Origin of the sequence: Microbulbifer sp. CAU 1566 (genome assembly GCF_023156515.1) — a bacterium.
In the GTDB taxonomy this organism is placed as follows: Bacteria; Pseudomonadota; Gammaproteobacteria; order Pseudomonadales; family Cellvibrionaceae; genus Microbulbifer.
This window is the reverse complement of sequence record NZ_JALNMG010000004.1, coordinates 1-15,101: the sequence shown is the minus strand read 5'-3', so window position 1 is coordinate 15,101 and position 15,101 is coordinate 1. Positions and strand designations below refer to the sequence as shown.

General features: G+C 59.1%; 16 protein-coding genes. 7 read left to right on the top strand and 9 right to left on the bottom strand.

Features of this window, described 5'->3' with window-relative positions; all coding sequences use genetic code 11:
• Positions 1-64: 64 nt before the first annotated feature.
• The 3 genes from M0G74_RS10920 to M0G74_RS10910 form a co-directional block, all read right to left on the bottom strand.
• Positions 65-2,167 (bottom strand): AsmA family protein, encoded by a 2,103-nt coding sequence (locus M0G74_RS10920; RefSeq protein WP_248216761.1) that lies wholly within the window; start codon positions 2,165-2,167, stop codon positions 65-67.
• Between the two features lie 99 nt (positions 2,168-2,266).
• The gene (locus tag M0G74_RS10915) at positions 2,267-4,447 is read right to left on the bottom strand and encodes a TonB-dependent receptor plug domain-containing protein (RefSeq protein ID WP_248216757.1); all 2,181 of its coding nucleotides are present in this window, start codon (positions 4,445-4,447) and stop codon (positions 2,267-2,269) included.
• A gap of 115 nt (positions 4,448-4,562) precedes the next feature.
• Complete coding sequence (locus M0G74_RS10910) at positions 4,563-4,853, bottom strand: hypothetical protein (RefSeq protein WP_248216753.1); 291 nt, start codon at positions 4,851-4,853, stop codon at positions 4,563-4,565.
• 163 nt (positions 4,854-5,016) lie between these two features.
• Between M0G74_RS10910 and hisB the strand changes: the two genes are divergently transcribed.
• From hisB to hisF, 4 genes are all read left to right on the top strand, one after another.
• Positions 5,017-5,604, top strand: a complete 588-nt coding sequence (gene hisB, locus M0G74_RS10905) for an imidazoleglycerol-phosphate dehydratase HisB (RefSeq protein WP_066960431.1) — start codon at positions 5,017-5,019, stop codon at positions 5,602-5,604.
• 13 nt (positions 5,605-5,617) lie between these two features.
• Positions 5,618-6,262: an imidazole glycerol phosphate synthase subunit HisH gene (hisH, locus tag M0G74_RS10900; RefSeq protein WP_248216749.1), complete on the top strand. Its 645-nt coding sequence runs from the start codon at positions 5,618-5,620 to the stop codon at positions 6,260-6,262.
• 198 nt (positions 6,263-6,460) lie between these two features.
• Positions 6,461-7,204 carry a 1-(5-phosphoribosyl)-5-[(5-phosphoribosylamino)methylideneamino]imidazole-4-carboxamide isomerase gene (gene hisA / locus M0G74_RS10895; RefSeq protein WP_248216746.1) on the top strand — a complete coding sequence of 248 codons (744 nt, stop codon included), beginning with the start codon at positions 6,461-6,463 and terminating at the stop codon, positions 7,202-7,204.
• A gap of 16 nt (positions 7,205-7,220) precedes the next feature.
• Complete coding sequence (hisF, locus tag M0G74_RS10890) at positions 7,221-7,982, top strand: imidazole glycerol phosphate synthase subunit HisF (protein WP_160152110.1); 762 nt, start codon at positions 7,221-7,223, stop codon at positions 7,980-7,982.
• Between the two features lie 49 nt (positions 7,983-8,031).
• Here hisF and M0G74_RS10885 read toward each other — a convergent pair whose 3' ends face one another.
• From M0G74_RS10885 to gpmI, 4 genes are all read right to left on the bottom strand, one after another.
• Positions 8,032-8,277 carry a DUF6316 family protein gene (locus M0G74_RS10885; protein WP_160152111.1) on the bottom strand — a complete coding sequence of 82 codons (246 nt, stop codon included), beginning with the start codon at positions 8,275-8,277 and terminating at the stop codon, positions 8,032-8,034.
• Between the two features lie 171 nt (positions 8,278-8,448).
• Positions 8,449-9,837 carry a S41 family peptidase gene (locus M0G74_RS10880; RefSeq protein ID WP_160152112.1) on the bottom strand — a complete coding sequence of 463 codons (1,389 nt, stop codon included), beginning with the start codon at positions 9,835-9,837 and terminating at the stop codon, positions 8,449-8,451.
• Positions 9,838-10,070: 233 nt separating this feature from the next.
• Entirely contained in the window at positions 10,071-11,204 is a 1,134-nt protein-coding gene (locus M0G74_RS10875; protein WP_248216742.1) for a peptidoglycan DD-metalloendopeptidase family protein, read from the bottom strand.
• 44 nt (positions 11,205-11,248) lie between these two features.
• Positions 11,249-12,793, bottom strand: a complete 1,545-nt coding sequence (gpmI, locus tag M0G74_RS10870) for a 2,3-bisphosphoglycerate-independent phosphoglycerate mutase (RefSeq protein WP_248216741.1) — start codon at positions 12,791-12,793, stop codon at positions 11,249-11,251.
• Between the two features lie 341 nt (positions 12,794-13,134).
• Here gpmI and M0G74_RS10865 point away from each other — a divergent pair, with 341 nt between their 5' ends.
• The 3 genes from M0G74_RS10865 to secB all read left to right on the top strand — a co-directional run bounded on the left by M0G74_RS10865 (position 13,135) and on the right by secB (position 14,485).
• Positions 13,135-13,545 carry a rhodanese-like domain-containing protein gene (locus M0G74_RS10865; RefSeq protein WP_160152115.1) on the top strand — a complete coding sequence of 137 codons (411 nt, stop codon included), beginning with the start codon at positions 13,135-13,137 and terminating at the stop codon, positions 13,543-13,545.
• 54 nt (positions 13,546-13,599) lie between these two features.
• Positions 13,600-13,851: a glutaredoxin 3 gene (gene grxC / locus M0G74_RS10860; protein WP_160152116.1), complete on the top strand. Its 252-nt coding sequence runs from the start codon at positions 13,600-13,602 to the stop codon at positions 13,849-13,851.
• A 136-nt stretch (positions 13,852-13,987) separates the two neighbouring features.
• A complete protein-coding gene (gene secB / locus M0G74_RS10855) occupies positions 13,988-14,485 on the top strand; it encodes a protein-export chaperone SecB (RefSeq protein WP_160152117.1) in 498 nt (165 codons plus the stop codon).
• 101 nt (positions 14,486-14,586) lie between these two features.
• On the opposite strand, the gene M0G74_RS10850 is transcribed toward secB, so the two are convergent.
• Positions 14,587-14,805 (bottom strand): hypothetical protein, encoded by a 219-nt coding sequence (locus tag M0G74_RS10850; protein ID WP_248216739.1) that lies wholly within the window; start codon positions 14,803-14,805, stop codon positions 14,587-14,589.
• Positions 14,806-14,868: 63 nt separating this feature from the next.
• A partial coding sequence (locus tag M0G74_RS10845) for a hypothetical protein (protein WP_248216735.1) occupies positions 14,869-15,101 on the bottom strand: 233 nt, incomplete at its 5' end.

Below are 15,101 nucleotides of genomic sequence, written 5' to 3'. Positions count from 1 at the left end.
CATGCTACTGCTTTCTGGCTATTCGTCCTACCGGCGATTGCCGATCGACAACGACCGAGAGTGATTAGTCCCCCCGGTTGAACAGCCCTTTGAACTTGTCTTTCAGTTTGTCTTTCAGCTCTTCGGTCTTTTCGCGGGCTTTGTCGCCGTACTCTTTCTCGGCTTTGTACTTCAGTTCGTCGCGGATCAGGTCGTCGATGCGGCGGCTGTCGGGTTTGCAGGTGCTGGCGCCGGCCTCGTTGAAGGCTGCTTTGCAGCGCAGGGGCAGCGGGCGATTGCGCCAGCGGCTGTTCTGCACCGAGCAGCCATTGCCCGAGGTCTTCTCACCCACAAGGGCCAGGCCCAGGGCGAAGTCGAAGTCCTGTTGCTCGAGATTGACGGTACCGTCGCCGGAGAGGGCGATATTTTCGATACCGGCGTTGATGCCCTCTACCTTGGCGACATCACCGTTCAGGTTCACGCTGGCGCGCAGGTCCTGCAGGCGGGTTTGCGCCGGCCACTCTCTTTCCGGCATCGCGGTTTTTTCCGCGTAGCTCACCAGCTGACACATGCCCTTTTCAAGGTTGAATGGTGCCAGTGCCAGCTCGGCGGCGTTCAGCTGTACCGCTGCGCGCAGGTTTTTCTGCAGGGCCAGGGTGTCGGCACCGTTCGTCTGGCCTACCCAGGTGAGGTCGGTTTTACCGGACAGGGTGACCTTTTTCTGGTTGGCCGCTTCCGGTTCGTCGCTGGCGAACAGGGCTTCCTGCACCTTGGAAATTTCCACCCCGGTAAGGCCGCCGCTCAGTTCACCGCGGGCAGAAGCGCCGCGGGCGTTAAACACCCCGGTGCTGTTCAGCTGGCCGCCGTAGAGGCCGGCTGCCAGCTGGTTGAGCTGATACAGGCCGTTATTGACGTTAACTGCCAGCTGCGGCTTGTCGATTACAAAATCCAGTGCATGCAGCTTCTCGAGGGTCAGGTTCAGGCGCGCATTGAAGCCGCGCATGGCTTCCAGCGGTAGCGGTACTGGTTGTGCAGCGGCAACATCCGCGGCCAGTGCATCTTCCTCCGGGGTGGCTACCGGGGGCGGCAGGTAATCGTCCACATTCAGGTCGCCACCGGTCAGGGTCAGCGCGACCGAGGGAATGTCGCCGGCCTGATAGCTGGCGCTGCCATTAAACGCGTGATCGTCCAGTTTCAGTTGCAGCGGCTCCAGGTTCAGCTGTTTATCGGTGCCGCTGATGTCGGACTCGATACTGAATTTTTTCAGGGCGCTGGTGCTCTGGGCCTTGTACTCGCTGCCCACCGCGGCGAGCCAGCCGGTCAGGGGCTCGGCCTTGGCATTCAGGTTGAGTTGAATCTGCCAGGGAGCGTCGGCCTCAACCCGGCGCACATTGCCGCGCAGGGTCACTTCCGCTTCCGAACCTTTGGCGCCGGTGAGTTTGATATTGGCAGGCTGGACCCGCAGGCCATTGAGGCCCTCATCGATGGCGAGGGTGCTGTGAATATCGAGATTTACCGGGTCCGGGAAATCGCTGCCCGCCAGCTCCGCGCTGAGCTGCACGTCACCGGGCTTGCCACCGGGCACCAGATTGTCTGCGGCGATGCGCAGTTTGGTGATGGCGTATTCGGAGCCGGCCTGCATATCGCGGTAGCGCAGCACGCCGTCTTCCAGGCGCAACTGCTCGAGGGCGATTTCGAGGCCGGAGGCTGCGGAAGATTCTTCCTCGGGAACGTCCAGCTTGGGTGGCTGTTCTTTTTTCTGCTGTGCGTCGAGCTTGGCTTTGGCCTCCATGGCATCGGTAATCAGCTCCCAGTTGCCCTTGCCGTTTTTGTCCACGGTAAGTTCCACTTGCGGGCCGATCAGGGCGATCTCTTTCGCCTCGATGCGTTTGTCCAGCAGGGGCATCAGCGCCACACCCACGGCAACGCGGTCGGCTTCCAGCAGGGATTCACTGGGCAGTGCCAGTGGCGCGACTTTCACGCCCTCCAGTTTGAGCGCGATGTTGGGCCACAGTTGCCAGCCGATGTCGCCATCGAGGGTCAGCGCAATGCCCTGATCCGCAGCCAGCTGCACGATTTTGGGTTTGTACTGGTTGGCGTCGAGGCCGGAGAGGAACCAGGCAATAACGCCGGCGAAGAGAACAAAAAGAACAACGAGGGTAATCAGTCCGCGTTTGATCCAGGCCATACAGGGCGCATCCTTATTCTGGAGTTGGCGAGAAGGGAACGGTGCCCGGACAGCAATCTATCCGGGCACCGTGGATGCGACTATTGAAGCAGTTGCCGGTCAGAAATGAAACCTTACGCCCGCTTCAATACTGCGTCCCGCTTCCGGTGCGAAGTCGCGCAACAGCGAGGTGGCGTTGCGAATTTCTTCGTCGAGCAGGTTGCGCGCGTTGGCGAAGACCACTGCATCGTTGCCTGCCAGCTTGAAGTTGTACTGGGCAGTGAGGTCCATGCGGGTGTAGGCGTCGGTGTTCTCCTCGAAGGCACCGGGGCGGTTCTGTTCGGTGGCGTGGGTGTTACGCCACTGCCAGTTCCAGTTGGCGTAGTCGCCACCCAGGGCAAAACCGTAGCGCAGTGGCGGCAGGCGCGGTACTTCTCTGGATTCGCCGGCAATGTAATCGTCAAAGTTGGCGCGTACGCTGTCGCCGAACAGGGTTAGGCTGAGGCCGCTGGCCAGCGGGAACTGCACCGAAGCTTCGGCGCCGTAGAAAGTGGCGTCGCGGTTGCGGTAGCCGTAGATGTCGAACTCGCTCTCTTCATCTTCCAGGCCGGTGTTGGCGGCATAGATATAGTCGGCAATACGGTTGTAGAAAACATTCGCCTCCACCTTGGCCGCGTGCCAGCCGCTGGCTTCCTGGTTGTGGTGGTGATAACCCAGTTCCAGGTTGAGGGAGTTTTCCTTATCCAGCTGTTCGTCGCCGATGATGTAGCGGGATTCCGCCAGATGGGCGCCATCGGCGAACAGCTCCTCGGCCACCGGCGCACGCTCGGCGCTGGTGAGACCAAGGCTCAGGTGCTGGTGCTCGGTGAGGAAATACTGAATGGCGCCAGACAGTCCCGCTAGGTTGAAGTCCTTGTCGTTGCCGTATTCCGGGTTGACGGTGACATTCTCCAGGCGCGCGCCCAGATCCAGGTGCCAGCTGCCCCACTCGCGCTCCTTCATGGTGAAGGCGCCGATGCTGTCGGTGATTGACGGACGAATGAAGGCCTCGTCGCCGATGGCAGCGAAGTCCTTGCGTGACAGCTGCAGGCCGTAGGCGCCGCGCCACTCACCGCCGTCGTCGTGGGTCAGCTCGACGCGGCTCTCCCAGGCTTTGTTGGTAAAGCGGGTACCTTCGTCGTAGTGGTCGCCGTGTGGCTCCAGTTCCACGTGCTCGTAATCGTTGTGGCCGAGGCGGAAACTGAGTTTGTCCCAGTAGTCGCTGTTGAAGCGGTGCTCGCCCTTGAGGTCGTAACGGGTTTGCGCCAGGTCGATGCGCACACCTTCACCGCCGTGCTCCTCGTGTTCCTCTTCGTGAACCTCGTCATGTCCCTCTTCCAGCGCGTGGTCCTCGCCCTCCTCGTCTTCGTGGTGGGCGTGGGTGCCAGCGGGGATGCCGTAGTTGTTTTCGAGGCGGTTGACGGAGAAGCCTACAAAGCCGTTGTCGGTCACCCAGGACAGGCCGGCACTGCCGCTCTTGGCGCGTGCGTTGGTGTTGCCCACAAAGCCGTTGGTGTTGAACTCTTCCTCGTGGTGCTCCTCACCCTCGTGCTCTTCTTCGTGTGCGTCGTGGCCGTCTTCTTCGTGTTCGCGGATAGCGAGACCGGGGATCTGGGTGTTGCCGTTCTCGCGGTAGACGCCGTCCAGATACCAGGCCAGGTTGCCCGCGCCACCGGACAGGCGGAAGACGCCGGCATCCTGACTGTTGGCGGTGTCGTGGCGCATTTCCACCGCGCCTTCGATTGCCTCCGGTACCTTGGTAGGAATGCGCCCGTCGATCACATTCACCACGCCACCGATGGCGCCGCTGCCATAGCGCAGAGCCGCGGGGCCGCGCAGGATTTCAATGCTGTTGGCCAGCAGTGGTTCGATGCTGGCGGCGTGGTCAGAACTGGTGTTGGAGGCGTCGGCCACATCCAGGTTGTCGTTCAGCACCTTCACCCGGTTGGCGCTCTGGCCACGGATCACCGGCAGGCCCACACCACCGCCGAAGGAGGCATTGGCAACGCCCAGCTGGCTGTTCAGGGTCTGACCCAGGGTGGCAGCGGCTGATTTGCGCAGCTCATCGCCTTTCAGTACGGAAACCGGTGCGGCCACCGCATCGGCGGGCTTGGCCAGGGGAGAGACGGTAACGTTGACCTCTTCCAGAGTCTCTTTTTGGTTGTTGGCGGTCTGAGCGGAAGCGGCAGAAGACACAGCAGAAGTCAGCGCGCAGGCAACAGCCAGCGCCAGAGTGTTTACTCGGTACTTTTCACGAAACATTTCGAATTATTCCTGTCAATCACAGGCAGCGGCCACCCAAAAGGCCGGTGCCCGAATGCATAAGCGTTATTAAGCCGCTGACCGGTATATCTACCGGAATCAGCAGCGAGAGTGATTAGCTGAGTGACAGGAGTGCGGGCGGGCCGCGGGCGGACTGGCGCTCCGGCTGGCAATCGAGTGCCACCGGGGACTGCTGTTTGATATACAGCGGTGCCAGGTCGTCGGAAATGAAGCTGAACTCACTGCCCACGGGCGCGGGCGTGTGGTTGTGGGACAGGTCGCACAGCTGGTGCGAGCGGTCGTCGATGTGAATATGCTCCGCCAGCACCGGCTGCGCGAGCATCAGCGCAAACAGCAGTACAAAGCTGACCCACACGGGGGTCTTGTGACGGTAACTCATATTCATGGGCGGTATGATATTTGATCTTTGTGACGAATCAAGTTTCATCTGAGACTATCGGCCAAATTCCGCCCCGTTTGGGCGTATAATTCGCGCCTTCTGTCTCAGGGGCCGGTCAACGGGGCCGCCCTGAATTGCAAACAAGCTCGCAATCAAGGATGTAGACCTCATGCGCACCGCCAGCGTCAACCGCGACACCCTGGAAACCAAGATCCAGGTCAGCCTCAACCTCGACGGCAAAGGCACCGGCAAATTCAATACCGGCGTCCCTTTCCTCGAGCACATGATGGACCAGATCGCCCGCCACGGCATGATTGACCTGGACATCACCTGCGACGGCGACGTGCACATCGATGATCACCACACCGTGGAAGACATCGGTATCACCCTCGGCAAGGCCATCAACCAGGCCATCGGCGACAAGAAAGGCATGACCCGCTACGGTCACGCCTATGTGCCCCTGGACGAAGCCCTGTCCCGCGTAGTGATCGACTTCTCCGGCCGCCCCGGTCTCACCATGAATGTGCCCTTCACCCAGAAGCGCATCGGCAACTTCGATACCGAGCTGTTCTACGAATTCTTCCAGGGCTTCGTCAACCACGCCCTGGTGACCCTGCACATCGACTGCATCCGCGGCTTCAACGCCCACCACCAGATCGAAACCGTATTCAAGGCCTTCGGCCGCGCCCTGCGCATGGCCCTGACCCCGGATCCGAGAATGGAAGGCGCCATGCCCTCCACCAAAGGCGTACTGTAAGGCGGGAACGAAGATGCAAAAGATCGTCGTCCTCGACTACGGCATGGGCAACCTCCACTCCGTCGCCAGCGCCCTGCAAAAGGTCGCCCCCGGTGATGAAGTCGTCCTCGCCACCACCCCGGAAGAAGCCCAGGGTGCAGACCGCCTCATCGTCCCCGGCGTCGGCGCCATCCGTGACTGCATGGAAGGTTTCATTCGCCCGGGCTTCGTGCCGCTGCTGAACCAGTGCATCGAATCCGGCATGCCGATTCTTGGCATCTGCGTAGGCATGCAGATCATGATGGCCAGCAGCGAAGAAAATGGCGGCGTCGACTGCCTCGGCATCTTCCCGCAGCCGGTCAAATTCTTCGGCACCGATCTGCATGAAAACGGCCAGCGCCTGAAAGTCCCGCATATGGGCTGGAATCGCGTGCAGCAGAAAATCGACCACCCCATGTGGGAAGGTATCGAAAGCGGCAGCCGCTTCTATTTTGTGCACAGCTACTATGTGCCCGCGGACAATAATGACGCCGTCGCCGGCGAGACCGACTACGGTGTGCAATTCGCCGCGGCTGTTACTAGCAACAATATCTTTGCCACCCAGTTCCATCCGGAAAAGAGTGCGGATGCTGGTATGCAGCTGCTGAAGAATTTTGTTGGTTGGAACGGCGCTGCTTAAGGACGTCAGCTGACGAAGTAAATAACGAGATGCGAAGGCAGGGTGCCGGGTATGTCTTTTCAAAAGCGTCGGCAACAGGGATGTTGCCGACGCAGCGTACAGGGATGTATTCACAGCGGTTTTGAAAAGACTTACCCGGTGCCCTGCCGCCACTGGGCCTAAAAATAACCGGGGCCCCGAAACAGGAAGTTATAAATAATGATCGTAATCCCAGCCATTGATCTGAAAGACGGCGAGTGTGTACGCCTGCGTCAGGGTGAAATGGAAGACGCCACCGTCTTCTCCGACGACCCGGTAGCCACCGCCGAACACTGGCTCAGCCAGGGCGCCAAACGCCTGCACATCGTCGACCTCAACGGCGCCTTTGCTGGCAACCCCGTCAACGGCGATGCCGTCAACGCCATCGCCCGCCAGTTCCCGCAATTCCCCATCCAGATCGGCGGCGGCATCCGCGACCTCAAAACCATCGAGCGCTACCTCGATACCGGGGTCAAATGGACCATCATCGGCACCGCCGCGGTAAAAAATCCCAAACTGGTCAAAGAAGCCTGCCGTGAATTCGAAGGTCACATCATCGTCGGCCTCGACGCCAAAGATGGTCTCGTCGCCACCGAAGGCTGGGCTGAAGTCTCCGACGTCCAGGCCACCGAGCTCGCCAAGGAATTCCAGGACTGCGGTGTCAGCGCCATCGTCTACACCGACATCGCCCGCGACGGCATGATGCAGGGCGTCAACCTCGAGTCCACCATGGACCTCGCCCGCGCCGTGCAGATCCCGATCATCGCTTCGGGTGGCGTCAGCTGTATCGAAGATATTGAAAAACTGCTTGCTGCCGGCGACGACAAAACCGAGATCTTCGGCGCCATCACTGGCCGCGCCATCTACGAAGACAAACTCGACCTGCGCGCCGCGCAGCAACTGTGCGATAACTGGAACAAGTAATTACCGGAATCAGACAATGGGCCTCGCCAAACGCATTATTCCCTGTCTCGACGTCGACGCCGGCCGCGTGGTCAAAGGCGTCAACTTTGTCGATATCCGCGATGCCGGTGATCCGGTGGAAATCGCCCGTCGCTATAACGAAGCCGGTGCCGACGAAGTCACCTTCCTCGATATCACCGCCACCCATGAAGGCCGCGATACCACGCTGCACACCGTGGAGAAAATGGCCTCCCAGGTGTTTATCCCGCTGACCGTCGGTGGTGGCGTGCGCGAAATTCAGGATATCCGCAACCTGCTGAATGCCGGTGCCGATAAAACCGCGATCAACTCCGCCGCCGTGTTCAATCCCGACTTTGTGCGCGAAGCTGCCGACCGCTTCGGCAGCCAGTGCATCGTCGTCGCCATCGATGCCAAACAGGTGGGTGAGAACAAGTGGGAGATTTTTACCCACGGCGGACGCAAGCCCACCGGTATTGACGCGGTGGAGTGGGCAAAAAAAATGGACAGCTACGGCGCCGGGGAAATCCTGCTGACCAGCATGGACCGCGATGGCACCAAGAACGGTTTTGACCTGGCCCTGACCCGCGCCATCTCCGATGCCGTATCCGTACCGGTGATTGCCTCCGGCGGTGTGGGCAACCTGCAGCACCTGGCGGACGGTGTGTTAAAGGGCGGCGCCGATGCGGTACTTGCCGCGAGCATTTTCCACTTCGGTGAATACACCGTGGGTGAAGCCAAGGCGTTTATGCAGGATGCAGGCATAGAAATGCGAATCTGACGGCGGGCTGGTCTTATGTCGTTGCGTTGGGTGCTGTGGGGCGGTTGGATTAAAACCTGAATTGCGAGCGCCAGCGCTTGGCACGGAGGCTGCCAAAGGGGCGCACATTGCCGGCGTACTCTTTGGCGGGATTGAGAAATTTTTCTACGGCCTTTTCCGCTTCAGCCCGGCAAGTGAAAGGCCCAAAGGCTTTACCGCCGCGCACGGTGAAATACCAGTCGTCACCCAGCTTGTAAAAACGGTCTGCGCGAGGGGGAATGGTTTGACCCTGTTCGCCACGACGATACTGCTGCATGACTCACCTCGCTACATCTACTGCCGGGCAGGGCGCTTACATTCTGTGGCGCGCTGCCAGGGTCGAACATCGACACCCTATTTAAAGATTAGTCAAAAACAGGGTGTCGGTTGGTCCGCGGGCGCCTGTGTTTGCGCAACCTCAATCTGCACAAGCTCACAATAAGCCAGGTTACAGATCTTCCGCGCGGATACGTGCTACCTGATCTTTCGGAGCCGGCGCACTGCTTTCTTCGCTGCTTACCGCTGGGCGTTTTACATAAAGGTTCAGGCCTTTGAGCACATTCAGGGCCTCAAATACCTGGTTGTCGCGGCTGTACCAATCTTTCTTGCCGGCCTTGGCGCGCTTGCGATCTTCCGAGCCGCTTTCCTCACCGCCATTGCCATTACCCAGGTGACCTGCCAGGTCCGCTTCGGTGGTGCGGGTGCGCCCATCCATGCGAGTGACCTGCACCCGTTCAACGGTAATGTCAGGGGTGATTCCCTGGGCCTGGATCGAACGCCCTTTGGGGGTGAAGTAAAGTGCGGTGGTGAGCTTGATGGCGCGATCGTCGGTGATGGGGATGACGGTCTGCACCGAACCCTTGCCGAAACTGTCGGTGCCCATTAATACCGCACGGCGGTGATCCTGCAAGGCGCCGGCGACAATTTCTGCCGCCGAGGCAGAGCCGTCGTTGATCAGCACCACCAGCGGTGCGCCCTTGGTGACGTCACCGGGACTGGCGGAGTAGCGCAAATTGGAGGACTCGTTGCGGCCCTCGGTGTAGACCACCAGGCCTTCCTCCAGGAAGGCGTCGACCACTTCCACCGACGATTGCAGCACACCGCCGGGGTTGTTGCGCAGATCGATGATCAGGCCTTTCAGCTCACCTTCTTTCTTGAGTTTTTTCATCGCGCGCATCAGGTCGCCACCGGTATCCAGCTGGAACTGACTGATGCGCACATAGCCGTAGCCATCTTCGAGCATCTCGCCGCGCACACTGTATACCCGGACCTTGTCGCGCTTGAGGGTGACGTCAAAGGGTTCCTTGTGGCCTTTGCGGCCGATGGTCAGGGTTACCGGTGATCCCACCGGGCCGCGCATCTTGTCCACAGCCTCATCCAGGCTGACGCCGCGCATGGACTTGCCGGCAAGGCGCAGGATCACATCGCCAGCGCGCAAACCGGCGCGCTCGGCGGGGGTGTCGTCCATCGGGGTGATGATGGTGATGTAATCGTCTTCGATCCCCACCTCGATCCCCAACCCGGCGAATTCACCGGTGGTGTTGGCCTGCAGGTCGTCGAAGGAGCGGCTGTCGAGGTAGGCGGAGTGTGGATCCAGCCCCTGGAGCATGCCCTTGATGGCGTATTCCAGCAGGGTGCTGTCGTCCACCTCATTCACATAGCCCTGGCGGATCTGCTCGAACACTTTGGCAAAGCTGCGCAGGTCTTCCAGCGGCAGGCGGGATTCCGCTTCCAGTGAGCGGCGCTCGCTGTTGTCGCCCTGGCTGAGTCCCATCAGCGGCAGAGCGGTAAGGGCAGCCACGCCAACAATACGGGCCAGCATTTTGGGGGTGAACATAGTCTGCACGTCCTTGGCATTTATCGTTACTTTCCAACAGGAATTGTAGACCCGCCGCCAACGCCGGGTTTTGAACTTGGCGGAGAAACGAACCGGGATACGTGTACTGGGCGCTGGCAGAGGGGGACTTGGCAGGGAAAAATATGTTAGGCACAGGAGCGGCGGAACAAGCCGGGAAGCGGAGATCGCGGGCGTTTACGGGCAGATTGCGTGTCGGCAGGGGGCTGTTTGGGTCAGCCCCGGCACCAGGCGGTCGGGTCCTGGGGTTTACCGTTGCGGCGGATTTCGAAGTAAAGGCCACTTTGGCTAAGGCCGCCGGTATTGCCCACCTTGGCGATGGTGTCGCCGCGCTCCACCCATTCGCCGATGGCGCGGGTGAGGGACTGGTTGTGGCCGTAGAGGCTCATGTAGCCGTCGCCATGATCGAGGATGATCAGCATGCCCTGGCCGCGAAGGTAGTCTGCAAATACCACCCGCCCGCGGTGGATGGCCTCGACCGACTGGCCTTCATTGGCGCGAATCGTGACCCCCGTCCAGGTAATGCCGTTGGCACGGCGCTGGCCAAAGGCATTGGCGCGGCGTCCCTGGGCGGGCCACTGCATGCGCCCGCGTTGCTTGGCAAAGGGCGTCTGGTCGCTGGGGTTGATCAGGGTGGCGATTGCTCTGCCCACTTCGTCCACCAGTCGTTGCAGGCGGCTGCGGTCACTGTGTAGCTGATCCAGTTCGCCGCTTTTGCTGGCGAGCTGTTTGGCCAGTCGGTCCAGGGTGCGCTGGCGGTTTTGCTGGGCACTGGTGAGTGCGCGGCGCTTTTGCTCCAGCTGGTCGCGTTCGCCGGCAAGGGTGTCCTGTTCCCGCTGAATACCTGAACTGACGGTGGAGAGCTGGTCGAGAGTGCTGGCGTAATCGTCGATGACGCGGCTGCGTTGTTTGAGGAAGTAGTCGTGGTAGCGGAGTTGGCGGGCGATGTGCTGGGGGTCTTGCTGGTTGAGGAGCAGTTTGATCTGCTCCTGGCGACCGAGTCGGTAAGCGGCGGCGACTTCCTGCTCGACCCGCCGCTGCATACTTCGGCGGGATTCCTCCAGCTGTTTCTCTTCCCGCTTCAACTCCTGCAACTTCTCGCCGCGGCTTTGCATATCCGCTTTGATTTTATCGATACGCTGGATCAACTCGGAGATGTCTTTCTCATTGGACTCCAGGTCTTTCAACAGCTGGTCGCGCTCTCCTTTGACCTGGTTCAGCTCCTGCTGCAGGGATTCGATACGCTGTTTGATTTCCGCCAGTCGCGCCTGCTGCTCTTCGTCCGCCGCCTGCGCGAAGCAGGCGGGGATAAATAGCAGGGCGCTGAAAAACAGTGCGACCAATTTCATGGGGTAATACTTTCCCGCTGTTTTTAATGTTTGTTAATTTGAGGTCAGCCAATTTTTACCAGGGGCTCACCAGTCATTTCTGCTGGCTGGGGTACACCCATCAGCGCCAGCATGGTGGGTGCCACATCGGCCAGGCTGCCACCATCGCGCATGCTGATATCGCGCTCACCCACATACACAAAGGGTACAGGTAGGGTGGAGTGCTGGGTGCTGACTTGGCCGGAGCCGGCGTCGAACATCTCTTCCACATTGCCGTGATCCGCCGTGATCAGTACCTCGCCGCCGGCGGCCAGTGCCGCTTTGGTTACGCGGTCCACACAACCGTCCAGCGCTTCTACCGCTTTCACTGCGGCTTCAAACACACCGGTATGTCCGACCATGTCACCGTTGGCGTAGTTACAGATGATGGCATCGAACTTGCCGCTCTCAATGGCCGCAACCAGTTTGTCGGTCACCTCTGGTGCGCTCATTTCCGGCTGCAGGTCGTAAGTCGCCACGTCCGGGGATTTGATCAGGATGCGCTCTTCGCCATTGTAGGGCTCTTCGCGGCCGCCGCTAAAGAAGAAGGTCACATGTGCGTACTTTTCTGTCTCGGCAATGCGCAACTGGGTCTTGTTCTGGTTCTGCAGGTATTCACCCAGGGTGTTGACCAGGCTTTCCGGCGGGAAGGCGCAGCTGGCGTCAATGCTGGCCGCGTATTCGGTGGTCATTACAAAGTCTGCCAGTTTGGGGGTGACGGCGCGCTCGAAGCCGTCAAAGTTGGCATCAGTGAAAGCGCGGGTCAGCTGGCGTGCGCGATCCGGGCGGAAATTCATAAAGATCATTGCATCGCCGTCCTGCAAGGGCGCGGCATCTCCGATCCGGGTTGGGGCAACGAACTCATCGTTTTCATCGCGCGCGTAAGCGGCGGCTAGGCCCGCGAGGGCATCACTGGCCTGATGTTCGGCCTTGCCCTGGGTGATCAGGTCATAAACCGGTTGCACTCGATCCCAGCGCTGGTCGCGATCCATCGCAAAGTAGCGACCGGCGATACTGGCAATGCACGCTGTCCCCAGGGCATCGCATACCTGAGTCAGGCGTGCCAGCGGAGTTTCGGCACTGCGCGGGGCGGTATCGCGGCCGTCGGTAAAGGCGTGAATGTAAACCGCTTTGGCGCCGCGCTGTGCCGCCAGGGTGGCCATGGCAACAATATGGTCGTCATGGCTGTGTACGCCGCCCTCGGAAGCCAGGCCCATAATATGCACTGCACCATTGTTGGCGATGGCCTTGTCGACCGCGGCGGTGTATGCCGGATTGGTGAAGAAGTCGCCGTCTGCGATGGCCTTGTTGATGCGAGTGAAGTTCTGGTACACCACGCGGCCAGCACCGAGGGTCATATGTCCCACTTCGGAGTTGCCCATCTGCCCTTCCGGCAGGCCCACCGCCATACCGGAGGTGTGAATCAGGGATTTCGGGCGATTGGCCCAGATCTGGTCCCAAACCGGGGTATTTGCCGCAGCAATGGCGTTGTGTTCGCTGTGCTCGCTATAGCCGAAGCCATCCAGAATGAGCAGTACCAGGGGGCGTTTAGGCGAAGACTCGGATGCCATGGGATTGGAATTCCTTTGCTGAGTTAATCGGTCGGTTTGTGGAAGATCGCTCGGCGCCATTGCCGGAAATCGGAAACTTAGAGGGTGTTAAACCGCAGGTGGCGGATTTTAACCTGTTTAGGGGAGGAAGGTCAGGGTTTGATCAGTGATTGAGGCAATCGATGTGTGAAGACGTGTGAAAACGGTGCCGGAAAATGCTGATTAAGAAATGGCCATGGTCGTGTATACTCCGCCACCTTCATTGGACTACCACGTGACTGGGTACATTCGCGGCCCTACAGGGCTCGACTGGCAAGTCTGGTGCGGTTTACAACTACAATTCAGAGATTTTTGGGGGCGAAGTGGACTTTTTCGTCTTTATCAGCGAGCAGTGGCTGCTGGTAAGTTTATTGGTGGCGCTGATTTACGCGTTTGCGATTACCGAGCGTATCAAAGCGGGTAAGCCTGCATCGGCTCATGAGGCTACGCAGCTGATTAACATTCATGACGCCAAGGTCATCGATCTGCGTGACCGCAGTGAATTCACCGCCGGGCATATCGTGGATGCAATCCACATTCCCCACGGTGAGATGGAGAAGCGCATTGGTGAGCTGGCACCTTATAAAGAGAAGACCCTGATCCTGGCGGACAAAATGGGCCAGCACGCGGGGCCTGTCGGTCGTCAGCTGAAAAAGGCTGGCTACACTGTGCGCCGCCTGGAAGGTGGCATGTCTGAATGGTCGAACCAGAAGCTGCCGCTGGTAAAAGGCTGAGGCGCAATAGCGCTGCGAACATTAGGTTTCGAGACGTAAAGAGGTTAACTGGTCGTGAAAGACGTAGTCATCTACACCACCCGCTACTGCCCCTTCTGTATTCGGGCCAAGTATTTGCTGGACAACAAAAATGTCTCCTACAAAGAGATATCGGTAGATGGTAAGCCAGCATTGCGTGCGGAGATGACCGCCAAGGCAGGTCGTCACACGGTGCCACAGATCTGGATTGGCAAACACCATGTGGGTGGCTGCGACGAGCTGATGGCGATAGAGCGCAGTGGCGAGCTGGATCAATTGCTGGCGTAAGCCGCCGCTTAGTCCAAGAAATTTCCAACAGATGCCTTGAAAGGGTATTTCGAGGCCCCCATAAGTAAGACTCATACAGGGAGTCTTCTTATCAGGGAAGGCAGTCAATAATCTTAATTAGTGAACAGGCAGCAACATGGCTGAAGAACAAAACGGCGCAGCAGTAAACGCAGACGACGCCCAACAAGTACAATTTGCGATGCAGCGCATCTACCTGAAAGACCTGTCCTTCGAGACTCCGATGGGTGCAGAGGTTTTCAAAAAGCAGTGGAAACCCCAGGTTAATCAGGAGCTGAACACCAAAACCGCCAAGATCGATGAAGATCTGTATGAAGTGGCTCTGACCCTGACCATCACCGTCAAGATCGAAGACGAGACCGCTTTCCTGGTAGAAGTTCAGCAGGCCGGCCTGTTTGGTATCAAAGGTCTGGAAGGTCAGCAGTTGGCCCAGGCTCTGAACACTGCCTGCCCGAACATTCTGTTCCCCTACGCACGCGAAGTCGTGGACAACGTGGTGACCAAGGGATCTTTCCCTGCCCTGATGCTGCCGCCGATCAATTTCGACGCGCTGTTCGCCGCTGCTCTACAGCAGGCTCAACAGCAGGCAAGCGCGGAAGAAAAGACCGACGCCTAAGACGGTCGGCTTTTACGCAAAAAAAAGGCTCCTTCGGGAGCCTTTTTTTGTTTCGCTGTTCTGGCTGTGGAATGGGGCTCTGGGGTTGTCAGGCGGAGTGACTAACGCGCCGGAAAAAAGTTTTCAAAAACTGCTTGCGGCCGTCCGGTGAGACTCGTATAGTTCGCGCCCTCACCGCTGCAGGGGCAACCCAAAGCGCGGTGAAAAGGCAAGATAACCGATTGATTTTCAAAGAGTTTTTCTCTGAAAAAGAATTTCAAAAAGTACTTGCCGAGGTCGGAGAGCTCGCTATAATGCGCGCCCTCAAGCAAGGTTGCCAAGCGCACTTGCTGAGTGTTCGACCGGGGTCTCGGGTAGATCCTTCGGGGTTGGGAATGTCGCTGTTAAAGCTGCTTTCCAGGCCTGAAAAAAGCTCTCAAAAAAGAGCTTGCCAAACGAGATTGGCGCCATATAATGCGCGTCCTTCTCGGGGTCACCGGAACGGTGATCGAGACTGAAAAAGACGTTGTTTTTAAACGCTTTTCAGTCTCAAAGAAGTCTGCAAAAAGCACTTGCTTCAGCAGATTGGATGTGTAGAATACGCGTCCCACAGTGAGGGCCTGGCGCTCCACTGAGT